General features: G+C 57.7%; 21 protein-coding genes, 2 tRNA genes, 1 rRNA gene and 3 pseudogenes. 12 read left to right on the forward strand and 15 right to left on the reverse strand.

What is annotated here, in order from left to right; translation table 11 throughout:
• Positions 1 to 624, reverse strand: a 16S ribosomal RNA gene (locus BLV25_RS16080); the annotation flags it as partial.
• Between the two features lie 690 nt (positions 625 to 1,314).
• On the opposite strand from BLV25_RS16080, the gene BLV25_RS16085 reads away from it, so the two are divergent.
• The 3 genes from BLV25_RS16085 (at position 1,315) to BLV25_RS16095 (ending at position 4,630) form a co-directional block, all read left to right on the forward strand.
• On the forward strand, positions 1,315 to 1,875 hold the full coding sequence (locus tag BLV25_RS16085) for a TATA-box-binding protein (protein WP_021073665.1): 561 nt from the start codon (positions 1,315 to 1,317) through the stop codon (positions 1,873 to 1,875).
• Positions 1,876 to 1,989: 114 nt separating this feature from the next.
• Positions 1,990 to 2,604, forward strand: a complete 615-nt coding sequence (locus tag BLV25_RS16090; RefSeq protein ID WP_021073664.1) for a hypothetical protein — start codon at positions 1,990 to 1,992, stop codon at positions 2,602 to 2,604.
• Positions 2,605 to 2,644: 40 nt separating this feature from the next.
• The gene (locus BLV25_RS16095) at positions 2,645 to 4,630 is read left to right on the forward strand and encodes a DEAD/DEAH box helicase (RefSeq protein ID WP_092735364.1); all 1,986 of its coding nucleotides are present in this window, start codon (positions 2,645 to 2,647) and stop codon (positions 4,628 to 4,630) included.
• Positions 4,631 to 4,715: 85 nt separating this feature from the next.
• Here BLV25_RS16095 and BLV25_RS16100 read toward each other — a convergent pair whose 3' ends face one another.
• Positions 4,716 to 5,765 (reverse strand): MBL fold metallo-hydrolase, encoded by a 1,050-nt coding sequence (locus tag BLV25_RS16100; RefSeq protein ID WP_092735366.1) that lies wholly within the window; start codon positions 5,763 to 5,765, stop codon positions 4,716 to 4,718.
• 189 nt (positions 5,766 to 5,954) lie between these two features.
• Here BLV25_RS16100 and BLV25_RS16105 point away from each other — a divergent pair.
• Positions 5,955 to 6,028 (forward strand) — tRNA-Tyr (locus tag BLV25_RS16105).
• 63 nt (positions 6,029 to 6,091) lie between these two features.
• On the opposite strand, the gene BLV25_RS16110 is transcribed toward BLV25_RS16105, so the two are convergent.
• Together BLV25_RS16110 and BLV25_RS16115 are read right to left on the reverse strand one after the other, a co-directional pair.
• Positions 6,092 to 6,451 (reverse strand): PIN domain-containing protein, encoded by a 360-nt coding sequence (locus BLV25_RS16110; protein ID WP_256335780.1) that lies wholly within the window; start codon positions 6,449 to 6,451, stop codon positions 6,092 to 6,094.
• 22 nt (positions 6,452 to 6,473) lie between these two features.
• A complete protein-coding gene (locus BLV25_RS16115; RefSeq protein ID WP_092735370.1) occupies positions 6,474 to 6,722 on the reverse strand; it encodes an antitoxin VapB family protein in 249 nt (82 codons plus the stop codon).
• A 177-nt stretch (positions 6,723 to 6,899) separates the two neighbouring features.
• On the opposite strand from BLV25_RS16115, the gene BLV25_RS16120 reads away from it, so the two are divergent.
• Positions 6,900 to 6,974, forward strand: a tRNA-Glu gene (locus BLV25_RS16120).
• 247 nt (positions 6,975 to 7,221) lie between these two features.
• Positions 7,222 to 8,325 carry a tyrosine-type recombinase/integrase gene (locus BLV25_RS16125; protein WP_092735372.1) on the forward strand — a complete coding sequence of 368 codons (1,104 nt, stop codon included), beginning with the start codon at positions 7,222 to 7,224 and terminating at the stop codon, positions 8,323 to 8,325.
• Between the two features lie 38 nt (positions 8,326 to 8,363).
• Here BLV25_RS16125 and BLV25_RS16130 read toward each other — a convergent pair.
• A pseudogene (locus BLV25_RS16130) lies at positions 8,364 to 8,612 on the reverse strand (transposase); the annotation flags it as partial.
• Between the two features lie 1,339 nt (positions 8,613 to 9,951).
• Here BLV25_RS16130 and BLV25_RS16135 point away from each other — a divergent pair.
• On the forward strand, positions 9,952 to 10,407 hold the full coding sequence (locus BLV25_RS16135) for a dual specificity protein phosphatase family protein (RefSeq protein WP_176819524.1): 456 nt from the start codon (positions 9,952 to 9,954) through the stop codon (positions 10,405 to 10,407).
• Positions 10,408 to 10,698: 291 nt separating this feature from the next.
• Here the strand turns inward: BLV25_RS16135 and BLV25_RS16145 are convergent, their stop codons facing one another.
• From BLV25_RS16145 to BLV25_RS16150, 3 genes are all read right to left on the reverse strand, one after another.
• Complete coding sequence (locus BLV25_RS16145) at positions 10,699 to 11,823, reverse strand: tyrosine-type recombinase/integrase (protein WP_092735378.1); 1,125 nt, start codon at positions 11,821 to 11,823, stop codon at positions 10,699 to 10,701.
• A 509-nt stretch (positions 11,824 to 12,332) separates the two neighbouring features.
• Positions 12,333 to 12,617 carry a hypothetical protein gene (locus tag BLV25_RS17095; RefSeq protein ID WP_143114507.1) on the reverse strand — a complete coding sequence of 95 codons (285 nt, stop codon included), beginning with the start codon at positions 12,615 to 12,617 and terminating at the stop codon, positions 12,333 to 12,335.
• A gap of 367 nt (positions 12,618 to 12,984) precedes the next feature.
• Positions 12,985 to 13,815, reverse strand: a complete 831-nt coding sequence (locus BLV25_RS16150) for an IS5 family transposase (protein ID WP_092735380.1) — start codon at positions 13,813 to 13,815, stop codon at positions 12,985 to 12,987.
• 163 nt (positions 13,816 to 13,978) lie between these two features.
• Between BLV25_RS16150 and BLV25_RS16155 the strand changes: the two are divergent.
• Positions 13,979 to 14,140, forward strand: a pseudogene (locus BLV25_RS16155) (IS5/IS1182 family transposase); the annotation flags it as partial.
• A gap of 1,294 nt (positions 14,141 to 15,434) precedes the next feature.
• Here the strand turns inward: BLV25_RS16155 and BLV25_RS18280 are convergent.
• From BLV25_RS18280 to BLV25_RS16175, 4 genes are all read right to left on the reverse strand, one after another.
• A complete protein-coding gene (locus tag BLV25_RS18280) occupies positions 15,435 to 15,881 on the reverse strand; it encodes a DUF7344 domain-containing protein (protein WP_092735382.1) in 447 nt (148 codons plus the stop codon).
• Positions 15,881 to 16,396: a DUF7344 domain-containing protein gene (locus BLV25_RS16165; RefSeq protein WP_092735384.1), complete on the reverse strand. Its 516-nt coding sequence runs from the start codon at positions 16,394 to 16,396 to the stop codon at positions 15,881 to 15,883. The genes BLV25_RS18280 and BLV25_RS16165 overlap by 1 nt, the downstream gene beginning before the upstream one ends.
• A 209-nt stretch (positions 16,397 to 16,605) precedes the next feature.
• Entirely contained in the window at positions 16,606 to 17,961 is a 1,356-nt protein-coding gene (locus BLV25_RS16170) for a tyrosine-type recombinase/integrase (RefSeq protein WP_176819525.1), read from the reverse strand.
• Positions 17,962 to 18,377: 416 nt separating this feature from the next.
• Positions 18,378 to 19,013: an IS6 family transposase gene (locus BLV25_RS16175; protein ID WP_092735388.1), complete on the reverse strand. Its 636-nt coding sequence runs from the start codon at positions 19,011 to 19,013 to the stop codon at positions 18,378 to 18,380.
• Between the two features lie 100 nt (positions 19,014 to 19,113).
• On the opposite strand from BLV25_RS16175, the gene BLV25_RS18210 reads away from it, so the two are divergent.
• Entirely contained in the window at positions 19,114 to 19,455 is a 342-nt protein-coding gene (locus BLV25_RS18210) for a HalOD1 output domain-containing protein (protein WP_176819526.1), read from the forward strand.
• Here the strand turns inward: BLV25_RS18210 and BLV25_RS16185 are convergent.
• Positions 19,452 to 20,705 (reverse strand): RNA-guided endonuclease InsQ/TnpB family protein, encoded by a 1,254-nt coding sequence (locus BLV25_RS16185; protein WP_092735391.1) that lies wholly within the window; start codon positions 20,703 to 20,705, stop codon positions 19,452 to 19,454. The genes BLV25_RS18210 and BLV25_RS16185 overlap by 4 nt on opposite strands.
• Before the next feature lie 123 nt (positions 20,706 to 20,828).
• On the opposite strand from BLV25_RS16185, the pseudogene BLV25_RS16190 reads away from it, so the two are divergent.
• Positions 20,829 to 21,110, forward strand: a pseudogene (locus tag BLV25_RS16190) (zinc ribbon domain-containing protein); the annotation flags it as partial.
• Positions 21,111 to 21,334: 224 nt separating this feature from the next.
• On the opposite strand, the gene BLV25_RS16195 reads toward BLV25_RS16190, so the two are convergent.
• A complete protein-coding gene (locus BLV25_RS16195) occupies positions 21,335 to 21,748 on the reverse strand; it encodes a TRAM domain-containing protein (protein WP_176819527.1) in 414 nt (137 codons plus the stop codon).
• Positions 21,749 to 21,785: 37 nt separating this feature from the next.
• Positions 21,786 to 21,950 carry a DUF7837 family putative zinc-binding protein gene (locus BLV25_RS17590; RefSeq protein WP_176819528.1) on the reverse strand — a complete coding sequence of 55 codons (165 nt, stop codon included), beginning with the start codon at positions 21,948 to 21,950 and terminating at the stop codon, positions 21,786 to 21,788.
• A gap of 480 nt (positions 21,951 to 22,430) precedes the next feature.
• Here BLV25_RS17590 and BLV25_RS18215 point away from each other — a divergent pair, with 480 nt between their 5' ends.
• Positions 22,431 to 23,003, forward strand: coding sequence for a metal-dependent hydrolase (locus tag BLV25_RS18215; protein WP_092735393.1), 573 nt, complete (start codon positions 22,431 to 22,433; stop codon positions 23,001 to 23,003).
• Between the two features lie 91 nt (positions 23,004 to 23,094).
• Positions 23,095 to 23,522: nucleotidyltransferase family protein (locus BLV25_RS16205; protein ID WP_143114508.1), on the forward strand; the 428-nt coding region annotated here is incomplete at its 3' end.

A 23,522-nucleotide genomic window follows, 5' to 3' on the forward strand; every position in this document is an offset into this window, starting at 1 on the left:
CCCTGGACGTACCCGTCGCGCCTTCCGGTCCCAAGCCGGGCAGTTTCCGCCGGTCGCCCACATGTTGAGCACGTGGATTTCCCGACGGACTTGCCTGGCCAGCTACGGACGCTTTAGGCCCAATAAGATCGGCCATCACTCGAGCTGCCGGTATTACCGCGGCGGCTGGCACCGGTCTTGCCCAGCTCTTGTTCCTCAACCTCCCTACGGTCCAGAAAAGCACAGGCACTATGCCTGTGCACTCAGGGTCCCCTTATCGCACTGTCGTGCAGTGTAAAGGTTTCGCGCCTGCTGCGCCCCGTAGGGCCCGGAATCTTGTCTCAGATTCCGTCTCCGGGTTCTTGCTCTCACAACCCGTACCGATTATCGGCACGGTGGGCCGTTACCCCACCGTCTACCTAATCGGCCGCAGCCACATCCTTCGGCGCCGGAGCGTTTGAGGCTTTCATCATTCCAGGTTGAAAGCCGTGTGACGAATTAGCCTCAGTTTCCCGAGGTTATGCGTCTCCGAAGGGTAGTTTGGCCACGTGTTACGGAGCTATATGCCACGAGTGTGAACTCGTGCGACTAGCATGGCTAAATCGGACCCTGATAGCAATGGCCTCCGGCAGGATCAACCGGAATGGGTTCCTCGTGCGTGATTCCCCGCACGAGGGGGTGGCGGGATGTCGAACGACCGTGTGGTCGTTGTCGATCACCGTTGTATTGCATGGTCCGAGCCCGGTGTCGCCGGCAGCGCCGGATGACACCGGACCATCGAGCTCACATCAGATGTCGGCTGACGGCGGACCGCAGAGGCGACATCCTCATTCCTTGGGGACCCGGTGTTTCGGGTCGACGGGCCATAAACCCATCGGACCCGAACCCCGAGTCCGGCGAAACCGGGCCGAGTTGAACGGCCCGAGTTCGCGCTTCGTTCTTCGCATTACGTTCCGAATGGACGCCCGTACATAAGGGCGTCGGAACGATTTTCGGCCGACCGCGGAGCGGCCGGCCGGGCACCCCCGACGGGGCGACCGTTGCAATTCACTCGAAGGGTGGTTATTACTTAACCCCGTCGTTCGATCGGCGCTCCGTCAGGGAGTTCCATGGGCATTCATCCCGCCGACCACGACGTCCGAAGCGTCCCTCAAGCCGGTCGCCGATCGGCGCGTACCGTTCGACGTCGGACGACCGAATCGGCCGTTCAAATAGGATCAAGATGAAGTTAAACGTCGTTATGTGGCTCTTTGAGGCGTGAGAACGGCGTATTCCGAGTGGTTCGTTTATAACACCGGCGTTTATAAGGGGGGAGCACGCATATAAAAGCGAACGATGACGAACCCCGCAGAGTCGATCGAGATTCAGAACGTGGTGGCATCGACGGGGATCGGGCAGGAGCTCGATCTGGAAGCGCTGGCGGAGGACCTCCCTGGGGCGGATTTCAACCCCGACAACTTCCCGGGGCTCGTCTACCGCACGCAGGAGCCGAAGGCGGCGGCGCTCATCTTCCGGTCGGGGAAGATCGTCTGCACGGGCGCAAAGAGCATCGACGACGTCCACGAGGCGCTCGGGATCATCTTCGGAAAGCTTCGCGACCTCACCATCCCGGTCGAGGACGACCCGGAGATCACGGTCCAGAACATCGTCTCCAGCGCGGACCTGGGACACAACCTCAACCTGAACGCGCTCGCGATCGGGCTCGGATTGGAGGACGTCGAGTACGAGCCCGAGCAGTTCCCCGGCCTCGTCTACCGGATGGACGATCCCGACGTGGTCATTCTGCTGTTCGGCAGCGGGAAGATCGTCATCACGGGCGGGAAACACACCAGCGACGCTGAGGAGGCCGTCGAGGAGATCGTGGACCGCATCGAGGACCTCGGACTCCTCGGGTAGCGCGTTCGCGGGGAGCCGGCACCGCTCGCGAGGGGTGAGAGATGGACGCGACGTCGTCGACCGACGGCGATCCCGTCGCAATACCTTTGACGATGGACGACGAAGACGCCGGTAGTGGCATCCCGACGACACGGATCGGGGGCCAGCAAGGCTTCCGATATCGTTTCGGGCGTTCCCACGGGTGCGAGCGAGGGGACGTCCTCGGCATCGCACGCATACCGGTCCCCGGTCGACCCGCCGATCCGGGACCCGACCGCGTACGCGTTCACCGACCACTTTCTCGACCGCGTCACCCAACCCGGACGGTATATGACCTTCGACGCGGTCCGGGAGGCGATCATCCACGGACAGCTGCGGTGGAACACCACCGACGGCTGGCGGTTCGCGTACACCGACGCCGGAGTTCGATACGTCGTCGTCGTCGAGGACACCGAGACGCCCTCACCCGTGGTCGTCACGGGGTGGACCGAGGTCGTCGATTCCGAGACCGCACGCGCCGCGTCCCGGTTCGACGAGACCGACGTCGAGACCATCGAACTTCGGTCGGCGCTCAGCGACCGGTCGGACGAACGGATCCCCGGGGAGATCCGCCCGCGGGAGGTTGATCGGCCGTTCACGGTCGGGAACCACCGGGTCCGAACCACGGCGGGCGACGGGTCCGTCGTGTGTACGGACTGCGGCGGCCGGTTCCGGTCGAAGGCCACGCTGACCACGCGTCACTGTCGGTGAGCCGGCACGCATTTGCGCGAGCATCCCCTTCGATCGTTCGATGAGCGACGGACACGGCGGGAGCGACGAGTCCGACGTCCTGACTGACGCGAGTGACGCCGGAGGCGTGGACGGTGCCGGGGGCGGGGACGACACCGGGGACGGTGCTGGCGACGCGGACGGCACCGGGGACGACGCCGAGGACGGTACTGGAGCCGACGACGCCGAGGACGCGGCCGAGGAGTCGGTCTCGCTGGAGACCTTCTTCGACGCGTTACAGGCGGAGGGGCGCCCGGTCGCCACCGCCCAGCAGGTCGCTCGGCGGCTCGACGTGAGCCAATCGGCCGCGCGCGCGGCGCTCGACCGGCTGGCGGCGAACGGCGACGTGGGACGCGCCGACGTGGAATCGGACCCGGTCGTGTTCTATCCCGAGCGATGGGACGATCTCGCGACCCGGGAGCGGGTCGTCGTCTTCCCGAGCCGTCGGGAGATCGTCGTCGACCGGCCGACGCAGTACACCCGCGCGCAGCTGGCGCAGTTCGCACACCTCGTCGATACCTCGGGGACCGAGTCCGGGACGCGCGGGTATCTCTACCGGATCCGTCAGGAGGACGTGTGGGCGGCCCCGTTCGACGACGTCGACGGGCTGCTCGCGAGCCTCCGGTCGGTGCTGCCGACCCGACACGAGCATCTCGAGGAGTGGATCCGCGACCAGTGGAAGCGTGCCCATCGGTTCCGGCTGTACACCCACGAGGACGGCTACGTGGTCCTCGAGGCGGCCAGCGAGTCACTGCTCGGCACGGTCGCCGAGGACCACCTCGCGGACGACAGCCTCCGTGCCCCGATCTCGGAGACGGAGGCGTGGGTGAACGAGTCGGCGATCGCCGCGATCAAGCGGGCGCTCTACGAGGCCGGCTACCCGGTCGAGGACGACAGGGACCTCGAGGAGGGCGAGCCGATCGACGTCGATCTGACGACGGACCTCCGGGAGTACCAGGAGGGGTGGGTCGAGACCTTCCTCGAGAAGCGCTCGGGCGTCTACGTCGGCCCGCCGGGGTCCGGCAAGACGGTCGCGGCCATCGGGACGCTCGCCGCGGTCGGCGGCGAGACCCTGATCCTCGTTCCCTCACGCGAGCTAGCCGGGCAGTGGGAGACGGAACTGCTCGCGCACACGACCCTGAACGCGGAGCAGATCGGCCAGTATCACGGCGGCGAGAAGGCGATCCGGCCGGTGACGATCGCGACCTACCAGACCGCCGGGATGGACCGACACCGGCAGCTGTTCGACACTCGGGAGTGGGGGCTGATCGTCTACGACGAGGCCCACCACATTCCGAGTCCCGTCTTCTCCCGATCCGCGGACCTGCAGGCGAAACACCGGTTGGGGCTGTCGGCGACGCCGGTCCGGGAGACGGACAACGAGGACGAGATCTACACCCTCATCGGGCCGCCGATCGGCGCCGACTGGGACGCCCTGTTCGAGGCGGGGTTCGTCCAGGAGCCCGAGGTCGAGATCCGGTACGTCCCGTGGCGCGATGACGACGCGCGCAACGCGTACGTGAGCGCGGACGGACGCGAACGATACCGGCTCGCCGCGAGCAACCCCGCGAAGGTCGCGGAGATACGCACCCTGCTCGCGGCACAGCCGGGACGGAAGGCGCTCGTCTTCGTCGAGTACCTCGACCAGGGCGAGCGGATCGCCGAGGAGCTCTCGGTCCCGTTCATCAGCGGCGAGACGCGCCACGCGGAGCGGTCCCGCCTGTTCGATGCGTTCCGCGAGGGCGACCGACGCGTGCTCGTCGTCTCGCGGGTGGGCGACGAGGGGATCGACCTCCCGAACGCGGAGCTGGCGATCGTCGCCTCCGGGCTCGGGGGATCACGCCGCCAGGGTGCCCAGCGAGCCGGCCGAACGATGCGTCCCGCGGGATCGGCGCTCGTGTACGTGCTCGCGACGCGCGGGTCCGCCGAGGAGGAGTTCGCGCAGCGCCAGATGCGCCATCTGGCACAGAAGGGGATCCGGGTCCGGGAGACGACCGTCGAGTCGTGACGGACGGTCACGCCACCGAACCGTGAGCGGCAGTCACTCCGCCGAACCGTGAGCGGCAGTCACTCCGCCGAACCGTGAGCGGTAGTCACTCCGCCGAATCGTCGATCGCATAGCGCAACGGATCCTCGTCCACCAGCCCGACGTCGCCGGCCGTGACGAGGTCTTCGAGGTGGCTGGCGGCCTCCCCGGCGCCCATCTTGGCGTGAATGCCGCGCAGCTCGCCGAAGAGGTCCCGTGCGATCTCCCACGGCGTCGCGGGCGTGGGGGAGCGCGCCGCGAGCGCGTCGACGACGTTCCGTCGTCGGTCGCGGTGATGCTCGCGGATCACTTCGATCCGGTCATCGAGAGCGAACGGCGTTCCGTGACCCGGGTACGCCGTCGTCGAATCCGGGTGGTACCGGTTCGCGAGTCGATCGAGCGTCCGGCGGTACGTCGACAGCGGGTCCTCGAGTCGCGTGTCGCCGCCGCCCACGTTCGGCGTGTACGTCGCGAGCACCGCATCCCCCACGAAGAGAGCGTCCCGGTCGGCGTGGTCGTCCTGGCGGTCGTCTTCGTTCTCGTGGCCGTTCCCGCCCTCGTTGCCGTCCTTGCTCCCGTCCACGCGGGCGTCGTGAGTGCCGGCCCGATCGTGAAACGCGACGTGTCCCAACGTGTGCCCGGGCGTCTCGAGGACCTCCAGACCGGCGACGACGTCGCCGTCGTGAAGGTCGGAGACGGGCGTTGCGTCGGGAACCGGCGAGGGCGTGTCGCCGGCCACGACCGCCTGGACGGTCTCGTCGGGGACGCCCCACTCCCGCAGCGCGGCCGCGTCGCGCTCGAGCCGGCGGTCGCGTTCGCTCGCGTACTCACGGACGAGCGGGGCGTCCGTAGTGCTCATCCACAGCGTCGCATCGGCTACCTCGGCGATTCGCGGCGCCGATCCGGCGTGGTCCGCGTGCCAGTGGGTGACGAGGATATGCTCGAGGTCCTCGGGAGCGAGGCCTGCATCGTCGATGCCGGAGAGGAGCGTCTCGAAGGCCGCATCGCCCGGCGGGCCGGGGTCGATCAGGACGCCGCGGTCCGGCAGCAGGTACGCGCTGTTCTCGCCCTCGGGACTGCCGTGGCCGAAGCCGATGCGGACGACGTCCGTGGTCATCGTGGCGATCCTCCCGGGACGGTGGACGGCTCGATCATCGGTTGGCGGTGGGGCCGCGACCGGGTTACGCCTGTCGACCCGGATGTCGAACCGGGCCGTCAGCCGCCGGAGTTCGACGGTGCGATCGGCCCACGGAGACGGGACGAAAGAGAACCCTTAAGTCCGGGTCGTCACCTAGGTGTGACCGTACCGGACTTAGCTCAGCTTGGTAGAGCAGCCGACTGTAGATCGGCTTGCCCCCCGTTCAAATCGGGGAGTCCGGATCCTCTTTCCACCCGAATCGGAGTCGCTTCCGGAGGCAGGAATGGGACGCAACGCTCGTCGTCTCAGTACTCGCGGACTTCGACCTCCGAGATTCGATCGAAGTCGTTTGGATTTCCTGTAATGACGGGTTCATCGTGGCGGATCGCCGTCGCCGCGATCTTGAGGTCGCCCTGTCCGATCCGACTCCCCTCACGACGGAGCCGACCGTCGATCCGGCCGGCGTGTTTCGCGACGTCCTCGGTGAAGTCGATGATCGGTCGCGAATCCAAGACGGAGCGGAGGTTCTCGACTTCGCTAAACGTGTCCTCGGTGTAACCGACGCCGACATACAGCTCGTAAACGACCTGTGCGGGAACCTTCTGCGGCATGTTGCTCGCTTCGATCTCGTGTGCGGCCTCGACCGCCGCTCCGTCGTCGTTCATCAGATCGATGAGAAACGAGGAGTCAAGAATCATCGTCACCGCCGAACCGCGTAACCACCGCGTCGATCTCCCGCGTACCGGCCTCGTTGGATTCGTTGATTGCCCGTCGGAACTCGTCCGCCTCCTCATCGGTCAGGATTCCGGCCAGATCGAGCAGCGACCGTCCCCCGATGAGGCGGTCGACGGTCTCGGAGAACGTTTCATCGGGTCGCTTCTCGCTTTTGATTCGTTCGTAGACGTCCTCCTCAAGCCTGACGTTACGGGTACTCATATGTATACGTTGTATACGTATCGGCTTGAACGTTACCCCGGATCGGCTTGAGCGGTGCCCCGAGGACGAGCTTCGTTCCACCGGGATACGGCAAAGCGCCCCACGGCGGCCGTGAAACGGAACTGTTTTAATTCGGTCAGACATACCGACTGATGCGTTCGGACGAACGTGCTACACGCTCCGATGGTGTAGTCCGGCCAATCATATTGCCCTCTCGAGGCGATGACCTGGGTTCGAATCCCAGTCGGAGCATCCTAATCCGGCTTCCTTCTTGCGGTTTTGGCCTGCGTAGGCCAGCTATGATCGACTCAACGCTCAGACCAAGCAAATTCGAAGGATTCACACACAGCCACGCAGTCTTGCGATTTTTCGATTTCGCCGGGCTATCCGGTTCGCAGGAACCAGAGACGACATCGGTGCAGTCGTGCGATTCCGCAATTTGCCCACTGAAACCGGATTCGCAGGGTCGACTCCAAAATCGAAAGACGGTGGTCAGTTTATGATCGACCTCGATGACTACCCTGTCGTCACGGAAAACTCTGAAGAATTCCTCAATCATCGACAACTGCTGGACTATCGATCCGAGCGCGAAGAGTGCCTTCGCTGGTTGCTCACGTTCGGGAAGAAGCCCACCGAAGCAGTCGGCTACGCGAAGGGAACTGTAAAACCCCGTTGCTACCGGATGGATCGATTCTATCGGTACGTCTGGGAGCTCGAAGGCGGCTATACGGTGAATCTCACTCACGACCACGCCGACTCGTGGATGAATCATCTCGCTCAGCGTGACGTGAGCGCGGCCCACAAGCGGAACTGCCAGAAGGCACTCCTTATGCTATACAAGTGGCTCCATCACGAACGAGGGCTCGGCGAGTGGGAACCCGAGTTCCGATTCTCCGCCGACAGTAGTTCAAAGCCACGCGACTACCTTACTAGGGATGAACGACGCGCCATCCGTGACGCTGCCTTGGAATACGGATCTGTTCCATCGTACAATAACCTCACTCCCTCGGAACGTGATCGTTGGAAACAATATCTCGCCCAGCGGTTCGAGAAACCCAAGTCCGAAGTGACTCCTGAAGACTGGGACCGCGCGAATGGCTGGAAATTTCCGTCTCTTGTCTGGGCCAGTCTCGACACTGGACTCCGGCCGATAGAAGTCGAACGGGCTGCGGTATCTTGGGTCGATACCGACAATAGCGTGTTACGTATCCCGAAGGAAGAGAGCGCGAAAAATAGAGAACATTGGGTCGTTGGAGTGAGAGATAAAACAGCTGAAGTCCTCTCGAAGTGGTGCCAACAACGACAAAATTACCCAGAGTACGATGATACTGATACCCTCTGGCTGACTCGTAAACAGAACCCGTATGGGAAGTCAGCGCTTCGTGGACTGTTGCACCGGTTATGTGAAATTGCCGGCATCGAGATTGAGCATCGACAGATGAGCTGGTACACGATACGTCACTCTGTTGGTACTTATATGACAAGGGAAGAAGATCTTGCGGCAGCGCAGGCTCAGCTTCGTCATCGCTCCCCCGAGACGACGATGAAGTATGATCAAACGCCGGTGGAAGATCGACGAGATGCTCTAGATCGTATGGGCTGACATCCCCCTCCGCATGCACGCGGAGAAGGATGATCAAGAAGGAAAAGCTGGGCGTACGACCGGAAGGTCGCTGCCCAGTGCTCTGTCGGAAACACCAGCTCATCATCCGACTGCCCAGTGACCAGATCCAATAAATCGCGTCTTACAAGCAGCGATAGCAGCGCTGCGTACGGTAAGATCTTCACCACGTGTTCGTCGCTCGTGTCGAACTCATCCGAGTTGTACTGCGTCTTCAGCTCACGGAACAACACCTCAACTCCCCACCGACAGCGGTAGATCTGCGCCAAACGCAGATCGTTGTTCACACGAGATCGATAGCCGATACGAACTGATTCGTCAACTACTGTTCACAGCGGGTGAGGATGTCACTCCTATTGAAACAATTAGGCTGTTCTCACGTGTTTCCCCATATTGTTCAGAACGTTAGGTTGTTCTCGCTTTACTGTAGAGCATACAGTTCTGACTTGATGACAGAACTCACACGGCGAAATGCGATACGAGTTTGTAGCGGCTCAGCACTTGCGCTGATCGCTGGCGATGAGATACTCACCTATTCGTCTTGTTTCTGACGAGGAAACCGGTATGTCACGCAGCGACTCAGGTGGACTTTTCCACGCAGTGAAGCGAGTGTTCTCCCCAGTATCAGCTTGGGCACCCCAATCGTGGGTTGTTCAGCCACGGCCACGTACTGCTGGGTATATTCTGATATTGGCGACTGGGACCGGCCTCAGTGTCACCGGTGCCCTGCTACCGGTTCATTTGTCGTGGTGGTGGCTCGATACCGCTGGGCACGTAATCGGAGGATTCACGCTTACACTGGGGTTGCTGATTCTGTTTTCCCGAATGTACACCGCAATTGGCGTCGTGATACTCTCACTCCTTTGGGAAGCAATTGAATGGAGCATTGGGTACCCGTTTCACGTCACACCCCTCGATACAAAGTTAGACCTACTTGCTGGATGGAGTGGATTAACTGTCGCACTTCTCGGCACGATGCTCTATCAGTCTCTCGTCGATCGTATGCGTCTTTGACATCCTTCCCCCCGAAGGGCGAGGATTCTCTGCACTTGGGCCGTGACGGATGAAGGATATCAAGCCACGTTCGACACCCCAGTTCGAGTTTCTAATGGATACTTTGAAGTGACAAGAATCGCATTACGCCGGTACGGTCAGGTCGGAACGGAGCGGATTCCGAACGACCTTCGGAGGTCGTTCGAGAGAGCTTTGCTCTCTCGTGATGACGAAAATTGAAAATTTTCGAACCACGGCCAGTCCGCTCTCGTAACGAGGTAGTATCCGAAACGCCGACGCGGTGAACGCGAATCCTCGAAGGATCGTCTTGTACCCGTCGGCCTATGCAAGCCTAACGATAACTTCGAGTCCCGCGACGTGTCAGCAACTCCCTACTGACACAAACAACAGATGGGAGTCAACGACGCTGAGGAAAGGAGTAACGGTCACTTGGCATAGCCAGACAGCCACCGACCACGACGGCTGGGTTAGCTGCGAACTCCCGTCAAGTGGCGGAGTCGTGGTTGCAAACCTGAAACTCCCACCGCTCGGGATTCCGCCGCCTGAAAGCGGGGGAGGATGTCAAGAGTATTCGCGTACTACACGCTAGTGAGAATGGATGAAGTTACCAATGCGTTGTACGTGGGTTCGATCGACGATGCTGGCAACCAGTCACGACTTGCGGAGCATCGCATCTCGGTGATTATTTCGCTGACGTTTGCGGAACCCGAAACTGGCTTTCCGCCTGACGTGACCGTTGTACGGCTCCCGATGATGGATGGCCCCCAAAATGATCACCAGACATTTGTCAGAGCTGTCAATGAAACACTAACCAGGTGGGAAGCAGAGAACCGTGTGCTTGTCCACTGTTCAGCTGGTGCATCACGGAGTCCGGCGGTTGCTGCGACTGTCGTCTCACTATCGACTGATCAAACGCTGGAGTCTGTCTTCCAGCAACTGAAAGAGGAGCGTGCTGCGGTTGAGCCGCACGAAGCGCTGCTTCGACAGGCTGCCAGTGTCTCCAACTGTGGCAGAGAATACGTCGAACAAGCCAAGAGAACGCGGGACTAACACACTCATCTATCATTCTTCGTCAATGTCATCAACGGGTGAGCTAGCGGGTCGATAGCTCCGAACAAAGGGTATAGCAACCCGACGGCTGCCCCGATACCGAGTACACCAGAGCCGACACTCATCAAGATCTCGGTCGGCGTTGAGGTGAATGAGAACCGGAAGCTGAACCTATCAAGGGTACCGATTGTGAGAGATTCGACGTCGAGAACATCGAAGATGAGCGGGCCGCCGACTGCCAGCAGGAGAAACACGCCGACGGCGGCGACGGCTGCGCCGGCGAGGGCGTATCTACATTATATTAGCGGCTTCCCGTTTGACCTCTGGTAGTGGGTGCACGTATTTTTCAGCAGAGGCCCGGCTCTTCTGCCGAAGTTGATCAGCGACCACCTTGAGACTCTTCGTCTCAGCGAAAACATATGTTCCAATACTGTGTCGAAACGAGTACCAGACCAGATTTCGACCCTGGCTTTTGATTCCTGCTTCATCCATTAGGTTCCGAAGAAGGTCATTCAATGTCCCGGATGAGTATGGGTTCCCCTTGCGAGTTAGCCAGATCACATCCCGCCCATCGTACAGTTCCATCAACTCGCGCTGGTCTAACCATTTGTCCAACGCGAGGGCACCTTCATCAGTCAAATCAGCCCGCCAGTGCGTATCATTCTTCGGAGCTTCACCCTCCGGGATATAGATTGTTTTTTCAGATGGTTCGTACCACTGGACTTTCATCCTACCAACAAGGTCGGGACGCCATCCATGACTGCGTGCTGTCCGGATGAGGGATGGGATATGCCAATCGTTATTGATTCGGTCCCAATCATCGGGGACAACTGTCTCTTTTGGCTTTCCGAGTTCTTGCGCGATGTGTGTCTTCCAGCGGTCGCGTTCGTCAGGTGTTAGATTATTGTAGCTTGGGATGGATTTGTACGTAAGCGAAGTTTCCCACAGTTGCTTTAATTCAGGTCGCGTGAACGGATCCGGCTTGTTCTCCTTTTTCGCTTCGGTATCTGAAAACTCGTACTCTGGAGTCCAGTCGACATTCTGGAACTCAAACCAGTTCCTCAATGCGTCATTGAATTTTCGCTTCGATCCCTCTGCGTATGGTTCACCGTTACCCTTGCAGAATTGGTCTACCTCGAGTGCGCGATTAACTTTGTCAGCGTCATCGGTCGTGATCTCTGTCTTTATCTCGTGCTGGTTCCAGAACCACTTCACAGCTCGGTGAACGCGGTAAACCCGCTTCTCAACTGCAGTATCAGCATATCCGACTTTCTTCTTAGGGTTCTTGCCTTCTTTCTGGAGATAGTTAGCGAACCGAGCAAGTTTCGCGGAGTATATCTCAGACTGACGATTGTTGAGCAGTGATAGCTGCTCAGAAGAGATGACTTCTGATTGATCCCCCGTATTAGAGCTCACAGAGAACCACCTGCAGGCGTGTCTGGCCCCTCTAGTGATTCGAGAATGCGGTGGTTGAGACCAACCAAGGGGACTAACCTTATTTTCCCGCTCCGATACTGGTTCGTCATCGAACTGTGCCGCGGTATTATCCAGGGTGGTTTAAAACTCAGCCTTATACTCAGTATCCACCCAAGATACTGAGCGAAATCATCCACGTACGAGTGATCGAATAACACCTACTCTGTCTCTTTAGAGCCTGAAAGCCCGATAAATGACTGTTTCGTTGAATTCATCGGTGTATTCCCTACGCGGGCCGATCTGCGGATTACTGCCACAGAATTAGCAACTGGTGCTATCAGAAATGCACAAAACCGAAAGAAAGCGTGAACCGCCTCGGGGTCAAGCCCTGAAGCACTCGGCCTGCTCCGCCTGTAGATATCAGTTGGAAATTTGGATACGTGAGGACAGATTACGTTCCGTGCTGCGTTGCTACTGCTGCCAAGAGTTCCTACAGTTGAGTCAGAACATCACGATGTGACTGCACGTGCAATATGGACCAGATCGATCTCGTATCCTTCAGTTATCCCCATCTGGATATGGTGATCTGTCTTGTCAGAATGTCTTTCCATTATTCCCGAATACGTCTCAGTGACATCCTGAGTTTGATTTGAATCCCGTGAATCATCTACAATCAGCATCTCATCAATTCCATCACAGTCGTCGCAGAGAACGTATACCAAGGTCTTTTGACCCGGATCCACCACATCAACTCCACACCTGCTATCCGAATCAATCTCATTACAGTTCGTCATAAGCTGAATAACTCTCCTGATTTACGTTCAGACGCTTTGGTCTCGCTAATTTCACTCACATTCAGTTCGTGTAGCTCGGAACAGCCCTTTCCTGGACAGCCTCTAACTCCTGATGGATACACTCCGCTTTCCTGGTCATAGATCCACTCAATCGTCGCCAAACACTTCTGGCACTTGTACGTAATTAGATGCGGCATATCTTCCACTCCGTTATGTTGTCATTCTTACTGTGGTCGGTACTGAGGACGTCCGGAGCGACTAGATCGTTCGAGTCAACCATTCGATACACACTGAACCAAACGGGGTGGAATGCCTTCAGCAATTGCCGATTGAGTCTGCTTTGTTGAATCCGATGGCGGCGTCGGGGTCACTGTTTGAGTGCTTGTTTGAGGTTGGTTACTGTGGCGGTCAGCACGAGTTCGCGGAATTCGCGGTACCACGCGCGAGGGTGGACAGCGGGGCCGAATCGACGCTTGATGGCCGAAAAGGGGGTCTCGGCCATCCAGCGCTGGCCGTATAACTCGCTGTCCAACCGTGCGTTGTGGGCGTGATCGTACGCAGCGAACAGCCGATGGCGCAGCAAGGGCCGGACGCCCTCTAACCGGAGGGCGTCCCGGAGTGATTGGTCGTCATAGCCCTTGTCGCCGGCGAGACTCTCGATTTTCTCGGTGTTACGAAGGGCGACTCGACGGCCAGTTTGGGTGTCGTGAGGCCAGTGTGCCGAGCAGTGAATATCGAGGATGGCACACAAGTTTGTATCGACGAGCGCCGTCGTTTTCAGCGTGCGTATGTGGCGATCCGAGCGGTGTTGGTAGTGTCTCGATGCCGTTTCGCGGTCGAAGAATGTGGCATCGATGGCCCCGTGCCAGCCCGGATCGCAGATGCTCACGGACTCACGAAGAAAGCCACGCCACACAGACATAGGCACCCTCTCAAACGGCCGGTAAAGCGTTGAGGGTGCGGGAAATGCCGTCCACGCCAGCTGTAACAGACCACGAACGCGATCCATTTCACTCGTCCAATCAACGATCTCACGGTACGTCGCATCTATGTGAACCCGCAAAAAGTGGAGCGTAACATACCTCCACCCGGGAAATCCGTGGCCAGTCGGATCACTCACCGCCGTTGGACTGGCGGCACAGCGTTTTTGAGCCAGCGACGCGGCTTGCTTAACGAAGCGGAAGAGGAGTTTAGGCACATTCGGCTCTTCCGCTTCGCTTCCGCTTTCAGAGCGACGCTATCCCGCCGCATTCTGCGGATTCAGCACAGCAGTATTGACCGTAACCGGTGAAGACGGATCACTTGCTGAGGATCTCAGTAGAGCCTTTGAAATCTATTAGTAGAAATCGAGTTTCAGTGGGGCAAAAGGCTACTCTCAGCGCTGGATAGCCGAGACTTCGTATTCGACAACGAAGCACTCGCTCGGCGATGCCGAGCGAGCGCTCGGCTGGTATCGGCAGTTCCGTGAAATTGTCCTGATGTTCGCCATCTCGAACATAGAACCGCTCTGTGAACCACTCTAACCGTGACTCAGCATCTATTCAACACGGCAGATAGGACTACTATCGAAGGGTGAATCTCTTTTCAGCCGGGTAGCTAGTAATCGTTAAGCTGCGGTTCGAACGCCAGCTTCTCCCTGCCACTGGCGCTTCCACCAGCACCTGGGAGATCTGAGCGAATCTGTGCAGTCGGGTCGAAATCAATGAAGTGTCTGCAAAGCGCGTCGTCGAAGCAGGAAGTCTCGGGCTTGACTCGAGGCTATTCACGATCCGTTAGTGTTTGCCGTACCGCTTGAACTTATGCTTGGATTCACACTTGATTCCGTATTGTTCACAGTGATATCGTAGTTCTGTGGCCCGAGGACATCCGTCTGTGATGTAATCGTGTTACTGCCGGAGTCTTTTAGTGTCACATCCATACTGAGTGTGACGGTTGTGGTGGTGCTCCCACCATCGGTTGTCGCATCAAAATTTGACCCACTCAACGCGCCCCCGTTGTTCGATAACAAACTAATTTCGGGGAACGTATGATCCACTGATCCATTCGTACCGGGACTCGACACTGTAATTGAGTATGGGGTGCTTCCGACGGTAGTCTCACTTGTGGATGATGTCTTCACATACCATGTCGCCTGGATCTCAGCAACTTCCGTCTCTTGCCCGTCCCAACTGACGGTGATGTCCGGTGTAATTGTGAGTGTCGTGAGGCTACCATCGGCACTGGACACGGACACATCATTAGCAGTTAGTCCTGTCGCTGCGACCGCCGACTCAGACGAATAGGTGAGTACCCCACCGCCAGCGATCAGCGCAAGTGCTGAGCCGCTACAAACTCGTATCGCATTTCGCCGTGTGAGTTCTGTCATCAAGTCAGAACTGTATGCTCTACAGTAAAGCGAGAACAACCTAACGTTCTGAACAATATGGGGAAACACGTGAGAACAGCCTAATTGTTTCAACAGGAGTGACATCCTCACCCGCTGTGAACAGTAGTTGACGAATCAGTTCGTATCGGCTATCGATCTCGTGTGAACAACGATCTGTGTTTAGTTGACATCCTCCTCGCCCTGCACACAACCTGAAAGATGTGCTCTGTTGAATCCGATGACTGCACGGGGATCACAATATCTGACGGAGCGATTATTTCGCTCTTCGTCGTCGATGTGTTGGATCGATCCGCTCGGTGATCTTGATATCCTACCTCTCTGCCAAGATCCCTTTGCAGAATTCTCTCGACAGCGCTACTGAACCGAGTACAGAGTGACCCGATTCCGACGCCTTCTTCGGATTCAACAGAGCAGATTGAGTCTTAATGAGATCACGGTCCGCCGAGGCTGTGTTCAGAGAGAGACTCGTCAAAAAGCAACTGCGCGACAGGAGATGTGATTGCGACAGTTGTTGCCAATGCTAAGAAGTTCCGGTCAGGACGTATCTTTTTCTGATCTGATTGATATTCGATCACACCTAGACTATCAAGCTTTGGGAGATGCGTCTGAATCAATGCCGTATAGACGTTATGGTACCTTGAGCCGGTCGCAGAATCCACGCCCGTGTCCTCTTCGATAGCGACGATTTCACGGGCCAGTTGACTTGCGTCTATCATTTCTACTTCATCCGCACTGTCATAAGATAAATATCGGCTTGATGATATCATCCGGTCTGCGATGAGTACGACGATTAATCGTCGACGCGAGGCACGAAGTGCATGGTGCAGTGCTGATAGTGACGGATCAATGTAGCACCTGGGCTGAGGGGTTCGTTGCATTATTCGCTCACTCCTGATGGCGAATTCATAATGTTGATCGCTTGCTCAATGCCGAGGAGCAGCGATTCAAGTTGGTAGACACCGACCTCTGGCTGAACCTTCTTTCCACGTTCGTCGTAGGTTATCACACCAGCTTCGTCAAGTTTCGATAAGTGGTGTTGGATCAGGCTGATATACACCGTCTTTCGATCCGTAGACTCGTTGAAGGTGTCCTCAGCGATGTGCTCGGCAACGTCCCCGACTGGAATCTGTGGAGTCTCATCTCCGTCGTGGTCACGAACCAGGGTTGCGAGGATGAAAATAAACCGGCGGCGGCGCTTAGAGCTGATGATTTCGTAGACATCGTCTAGATTAAGGCTATACTGTTTATGTTGATCCTGCTGATCACAATCGTAGCTATCACCGCAAACGAACGCGGTCTCACCAGTACAGAGTTGTTTACGGGTCTCTACTTCTCGATTGATCGGAACGCCGAATTTTTCACGATCGGCGTGCGTAGTGTCGTCTGCCGTCATACTCGGCGGCACAGGGGTCGGTGTCCTAGCACCGGCCCCGGCTTTCTACCGGGGCATCCTGCGCCTATCTGTGTCGACACTCAGTTATCAACTTAAACATACGCTTTTCAGATATGTGGTATCATCTGGATGGTTTCGTGACAATCTCCAAGACCAGTCGACCCCACTGCTGAAATTCGTAGCCAAGATCACGACACTCTGTGTTAGCGTTAGGCTGGTTGCTCGACGGACTTGTCGACTTGGCGCGCGTGCCGGATGTATGCGTCCAGCCGCTCGAAGAGGTCGGACCGCTGTTTGATCACGGGTTCGAGCTTCCGCAACGCTTGGAGATCCCGCGCGGTTACCTCACCGTCGACGATCATATCCAGCAGGTTCGCCTCTTCGACGATCGCCGGTGTTGCTTGGATCTCCAGCGCGTCAGCGGGGATCGCAGTCCCGCACCAGATACATTCGTCTACGTGGCGCTCTGTCCAGCGGCCACACCCTTCACAGCGCACCGGCGCGATGTTCGTCGTCTGGGCCCCGGGATCGATGTCAACGCCGTCAGCAGCGGCGATACGGTCCTCGGAGCTTTCGTCGAACTTGACGATGTAGTGACGGGGTGAATCTGACTCGCGCGCCCAGCCGAACCGGCGCTCAAGATCGACCTGACTGATGTAGGTCTTCGCGGCGAGATCGCTCGCCCGACTCCGGCGGCAGTGCTGGCCGGTCAGTTTTTTCTGGATATCCGTCTTCTCTTTAGCCGTATCGAAGGGCTTGGTGAACTGGTTGTAGGAGATGCGGTCGTAGACATCTCCGTATCCCGACCGTATGTTGGCCCACAGGGGCATCTCGGGCTGGAGCCCGCCATCGACATTGTGGCCGGGGTGGTTTTCGATCCACTTCACGAGGAATGGCGCACCCGGATGCATATGGACCTCTCGGCTGCCAGTCTTCGTGTCCTCTGGAATTGATAACCGGACGAAGCCGTCCTCGACCTCAACCTCTTCGATTATTAGCTTGTGCAGTTCGGTTTCTGGACGGCCACCGGCAGACCAGCACGTTGCGACTATGGCCTTGTCGCGGATGTTGTTCTGGACTTGAATAGCCTTGATCACCTCGGTGGGGTACCGCAGCACGTTCGACGCTTTCGGTGTTGGATCCGCGGGCCCGTTGTTCAGGGTGAGCTTCTCAAACCGATCGGGCTGGTCATCGCCGGGGGTCATCACCTCACCCCAGATCTTGAAGCAGGCGTAGCGCGTATCCAGCGAGTTCTTCAAGTAGTGGTCATCCATCCAGTCGGCGACAGCATCAACGGCCTGCTCGCCGTCCTCACCGTCCAGGAGTGTCTCCTCAAGAGCGACATCAACGTGTTTGCTCGTGAGGATCATCGTATCGAGCAACGTTAGGATTCGCGCCTTTCCGAAGCGGTTTTTGTCGCGGTTGATTGTTTGAATCCGGTTGTAGAATTCCAACAGTATACCCCGGTCACGGTCGTCGATCTCGGGGTCTGTACTGCCGTCCGACCCAGCATCTGGATCGATCCGGACGATACGCTTTTTTATTTTCCTCTGTTTACTCACCATGGCAGCGCACCTCTTGGAACCAGGCTCGCGCTTCACCACGGCGTGTGGATGTTCGATACATCTGCACGCCAACTTATCGCTTGCTAATGTAAAAAACTTAGTAGCACCAGTCATAATACTGAAACAGAGGGTACTCCCTCTTCTTGGTTGATTCTATAACGGGGTTAGAGAGACTTTCCTGTACATTTCGCCGAAGAACGCACATCACTCCTTGGACTAGATACTTATAAACTATCTCTTGACTTATTCTAATGATTACCTATTTATACCCTATGGAAGTCTGGATTTTTTAATGTATCATCTGAAAGCTGCGCTGGTCGACGAAACCCGGGCATCACGGCTCGAGAGCGTCCTTTCGAGGACCCAGGTACCGACGCTCGCTAGGAAAGCAACTGAGGCGTGCCGTCAGGCATTGTTCAGATTAGCTGATTGAAGCAGACGGCGAACGCTTGCAACCAGGTTTCTACAGTGTTCGGATCAGCGTGTCTGAAGTGGTTCGCGAAGGCTTCGGTTCGGCGTTTCAGCTCTTTGAAGACGCGTTCGACGGCATTCCGATTCCCGTGGGTGACGTGTTGGAATCGGAGGGAGTGGCGGTGGCAGGCCGCCTGCAGCCACGGCGCGCCATCGACTAGGAAGATCGCGTCGTCGACGAGATGTTTCTCGCGGAGTTCCGCGAGAAACATCTCGGCCAGCGCGGAAGTCCTGGTCGGAAATAATCGCACGTGCAGCAGGCGATTCCTGTCGGGATCGACCGCAGCAAACAGCCAGTAGCGCTGGTCATTCACTCGAATTACCGTCTCGTCGATCGCAACGTAATTCGGATTCTGTCCCTCTGCAGGCTGTAGGTTAGCTTTCTGAATCCAGTTGTGAACGGTAGATCGGCAGCGCTCGACACCCAACCTCTCGAGGACGGCGACGGTATCCGACAACGAGAGACCCGTTAGGTGGAGCTGGATACCGAGCTTCATCGCTGACTCGGGTGTCGCCTCTCGCTCCACAAACTCTAACTCCGGGAAGTCGCTACACTCGATGAGGCGGCTGGTTTCTGGCATAGGCACCAAGAAACTACGTCCGCCTCACTTTTCGACCTTATCTGAACAGTGCCTCTTTCCCCTAAAACACAAGTACCAGCCGCCATACGTTTCGTCTATTATGACCGAGCAGAGTGTATGTGAGTGTACACCCGTGGTAGGGACACGGTTTGAGGATGAACGCGGACGTCCTCCGTCTCTGGCAATTATCGAAGCGGTGGCAGCAGCCGAGGGTGTCGACCCACTGGAACTTGACGTACTGTCCGACACGATCGATTTAGAATCGATCGACAAGTTACTTACTGGCTCTGACGGTACGCCGATTCATATCCAGTTCTCCGTTAATGAGTGGGACGTTTTTGTTCGTGATGACGGTGCTATCCGGGTATGTGACTCAAACCAGGTAACCGATCCCGCATCGGTGTTCGAAAAACCGGTCCGTGAGTCAACTACCCCACCCTAAGCGCCTTCGGCGCTTTGAAGGTGAGGCTTGTCCGTGAACTCGGCCTCGAACCCATCAGGGTAGGCGGTAAATCCGCGCTTTGGCTTCACCGTTCCAGACTTTAGGGCGAGCTGACTGTCGCCCGTCCGCCGAGACGACTGTTGGCCTCGACGGAGGTACCGCATACCGATGTTCTTCGCCGCGTTGTAATCCGCGTTCGCCTCCGACCCACACTTCACGCACCGGAAGTCGTTGCGCGACGGGCGATTCTCATCTGCCGTGAATCCACACTCGGCACACCGCTTCGACGTGTACGCCGACCCGACTTGCTTCACCGAGATCCCGACCGATTCGGCCTTGTACTCGACGTATTCGTAGAGCGTTCGGAACGCCCACGTGTGCCCCCACGACGCGCCGGTACGGTCGCGGATGTGGGTTAGGTTCTCGAACGCAATTACGTCACAGTCGTAGCGGAGTGCTTCGTCTATCAGCGTGTTCGACGCTCGGTGGAGAACGTCACGGACGTAGCGAAGTTCCCGACCACTCGACTGAACGAGGGTCCGATGGGCGCTTCGCGTCCCGGTCTGTTGGAGTCCAGCGCGTACCTTCTCGAATTCGCGGAGGTCGTGGGTTAACTCCTGCCCGCTGAAGAAATAGGCGGTGCTGGTGACGGCGAGGTTTTCGATGCCAAGGTCAACCCCGAGAACCGTTCCGTCCTCGGCGGTGTTCCGCTCGGTATCGTTCTTGTGTCGGCGGAAACCGATATGTAAGAAGAACTCGCCATCTCGGGTGGTGAGCGTACTTTCCGTAACGCTCCATTCGTCTGAGTCGAGATATTGACGCTGATAGCCATCATCGGCGTCGGGAAGATCGAGCGGACACCGGACCCGACTCTCCGTTGTAGAGAGGGATACGGTGCCGTCATCGAACACCGTCATCGTCCGCGTATCGTATTTCACGGTCGGTGCGGTGAACGTGGGCTTGCTGACCTTCTTACCCTTCGACCGGCGTTCGATACAGCCGGTGATGGCTTGCGCGGCTTGGTGGGTGGCGAGAATCGCGTGCTGGCTACCGAGGTCGGTGTCTTCGCGCACAGAATCGTAAGCGAGAGGTTGCACGTCACTCTTGGTGTTGCAATGCCCCCACGCGAGGTCTGTGGCGATTTGGCACCCCCGTTTCCACTCGGTGATGGTGTCTTCGAGCAAGTCGCGTTGCTCGCCATCTACCGAGAGGTGGGTGATTGCCGTCCGACGCACGTAGTCGTCTGCCACACATTCATTGTAGCTCCGTGGCTATTTATAGGTCGTGGGAATGCCCAGCTATACGAACACGCTCCTCCCCTCCCTACCGCTCGCTTCGCTCGTGCTTGAGGAAGGGGACTCCGCGCTACCGCATCAGTTGAACAGGTGTCTGAGCGGGATACCTCGAAGTCGTGATCGTGCTGTGGTCGGAAGCGTGATGCGAACCGTGTTGAACGCGGACTGTATGTCTGTGATGAGTGCGGTACAGTGGCGAACGCAGATGTGAACGGTGCTGAGAACATTCGACAGAAAGTATCTCCGAGTTCACCGAATCTGTCGGTGAATAGGAGTAACGGCTGGTTGGCACAGCCATCGACGTTCTTGTTTGACAAGGAAACTGGCGCGTTCGCGCCTCAAGAACAAGTCACGTCGTAAACCACAATATCCCAACCCAGCGGTGCGGTGCCGTGGGAATCCTCGCGCTTCAGCGCGGGGAGGATGTCAACTCCCGCTCCCCGTGAGTCTGCGGATTCAACAGAGCACTACAGTCACTATGCGAAACAATCACGGGAAATAGACTAGTCCGCGCTAGACAGAATCTGAATACCGCGTATCGATCACACGCTCCCGTCCACGGACGAAGAGGGTTAGCGATTCAACTACTCGTAGTAACTTACGCGCTCAACAACCTCTGCGAAGGCGATATTCTCGCGCACATCAATGATCTTGATAGTGACGCGTTCGCCTTGTTCAGTGTCGGGAACAATAACGACGAATCCGCGATCAACACGGGTGATTCCGTCGCCTTGGTCACCAATGGCTTCGATTTCGACGGTCCGTTGTTCGCCGTCCTCGACGGGGGGTTTCTGTGGTGGTTGTTCGGGCTGTGGAACGGTGTCAGTGTTGTCGGCCTCGTTGGTTGCGGGTGCTGGTAGAACAGCCACACGGTACGTTTCGTCTGCTTGTAGGTCGCCAAGACGGAGTTCTTGCTCCGGTACCTCAATCACATATGACCCATTACGCTCTTCGACCGTGCCCGAGAACAGACAGCGAAGTTCCTCTGAAATCTCCATTTGTAGACCTTACACTGGAAACGCGACGACGAACACTTTACTCTGCTGTCTGCTCCGGGGCTACAACGTTCTCACACGCTGGACACTCGGTCCACACGCCCTCGGTGCCGTCGTCCTTCTCGTACTCAACAAGAATCCACGCTTCCGATATGTCCTCACCACATTCCGGGCAGCGACCGAGGACTGATTCGTCAGCATTCATGGAAAGGGGGTGGAAGGAGCGTGTGACAGCGGTCCTTCCAAATGAATGTCAATCGGCCTTCAAGATAAGCTTTTGGCAGCTTTGCGGGTCGAACACATCGGATTTCCAGGGTATACTGATTACCAGTAGCATTAACTCACAGTCACCAAAACTTCGGAACCCAATGAGTGTCCGCGCAGTACTGACTCGGCTACTGCCCGGTGACCAGACAGAGGTAGTCGTGGAATGCCGCCAGTGCGGTGAGACTCTTGCGTCAGGCGCAGACGAGTGTCCCAAATGTGGGTCAGACGAGATAGAGCGCTTCCAGATATCAGAGTAGCCTGCAGATACTCTCACTCACCATCACAAACCTGATACGGGAAATAGCATCAAGGTAGAACCCAACGCTCGGGGATCCTCGTCCTTCAGAGGAGAAGATGTTAATCGACTTGGTTGCTGATGAATCAGAAGAGGAATAGGTAGGGCGACGAATACATAGGTATGTGGCCGTGGGGACACCTCGCATTTGCGTATCTTTGTTTGCTTCTGGTGTCTCGAATTTCCGAACGCGTAACGCAATCGGTCGGTGTGGTGGTTGCGCTCGTGGTTGGAAGTCAGTTTCCGGATCTGGTTGATAAACCGTTAGCGTGGTCAGTGACAGTGCTTCCGTCCGGTCGGTCTCTTGCGCATTCACTGCTGACGGCAGCTGTCGTGCTCTACATTCTTTCACGACTGTCAGCGCGGTATGATCGACAGGATCTTGTCGCTTCGTTTGGCGTTGGGTGGGTTTCACATTCTCTCAGCGACTTAGGGCCGGGAGTCATTATTGGGTTGCTTCGTGGGGATATGAGTCAGATACAATGGACGACATACTTGTTATGGCCGGTCCTTGAATCACCACCGTACCCAAACGATGATTCTTTCGCAGTCCATTTCTCGGAGCTCCAGATGACTCCATATGTAACCGCACAGTTCCTTTTACTTGGACTCGCGGTTGGACTCTGGTTTGTTAGTGGTGCAGAGAGTGCACGAACCGTGCGTGTATGGCTTCGATCAAATATTCAGCGGTTTTGAAGAAACCACGAGAAGGGTATCGAATCGGTGGTTGATTTTGAGGTTGAAAAACCATAAGAATCAAACAGGTTGTCTGTGAGATAAGTAACATATGAAGGCGGTTGTCCTCGCCGGCGGGTACGCGACGCGGCTATGGCCGATCACGAAGGATCGTCCCAAGATGTTCCTCCCGATCGGCGACCACACGGTCATCGACGAGATCTTCGCGGATCTCGAGGCCGACGACCGGATCGACGAGGTGTTCGTCTCCACCAACGAGCGCTTTGCGGGGGAGTTCGAGACGTATCTCGCGGAAACGGCGTTCGAGAAACCCACCCTCTCCGTCGAGGACACCACCGACGAGTCCGAGAAGTTCGGCGTCGTCGGCGCGCTCGCCCAGCTGGTCGACCGCGAGGGCATCGACGAGGACCTCGTCGTCGTCGCCGGCGACAACCTCATCAGCTTCGACATCGCCGAGTTCGTCGACTTCTTCGCGGACGCCGGCGAGCCAGCCCTGGCCGCCTACGACGTCGGCTCCCG

The sequence above is a fragment of the Halopenitus persicus genome (genome assembly GCF_900107205.1).
Classification (GTDB): Archaea; Halobacteriota; Halobacteria; order Halobacteriales; family Haloferacaceae; genus Halopenitus; species Halopenitus persicus.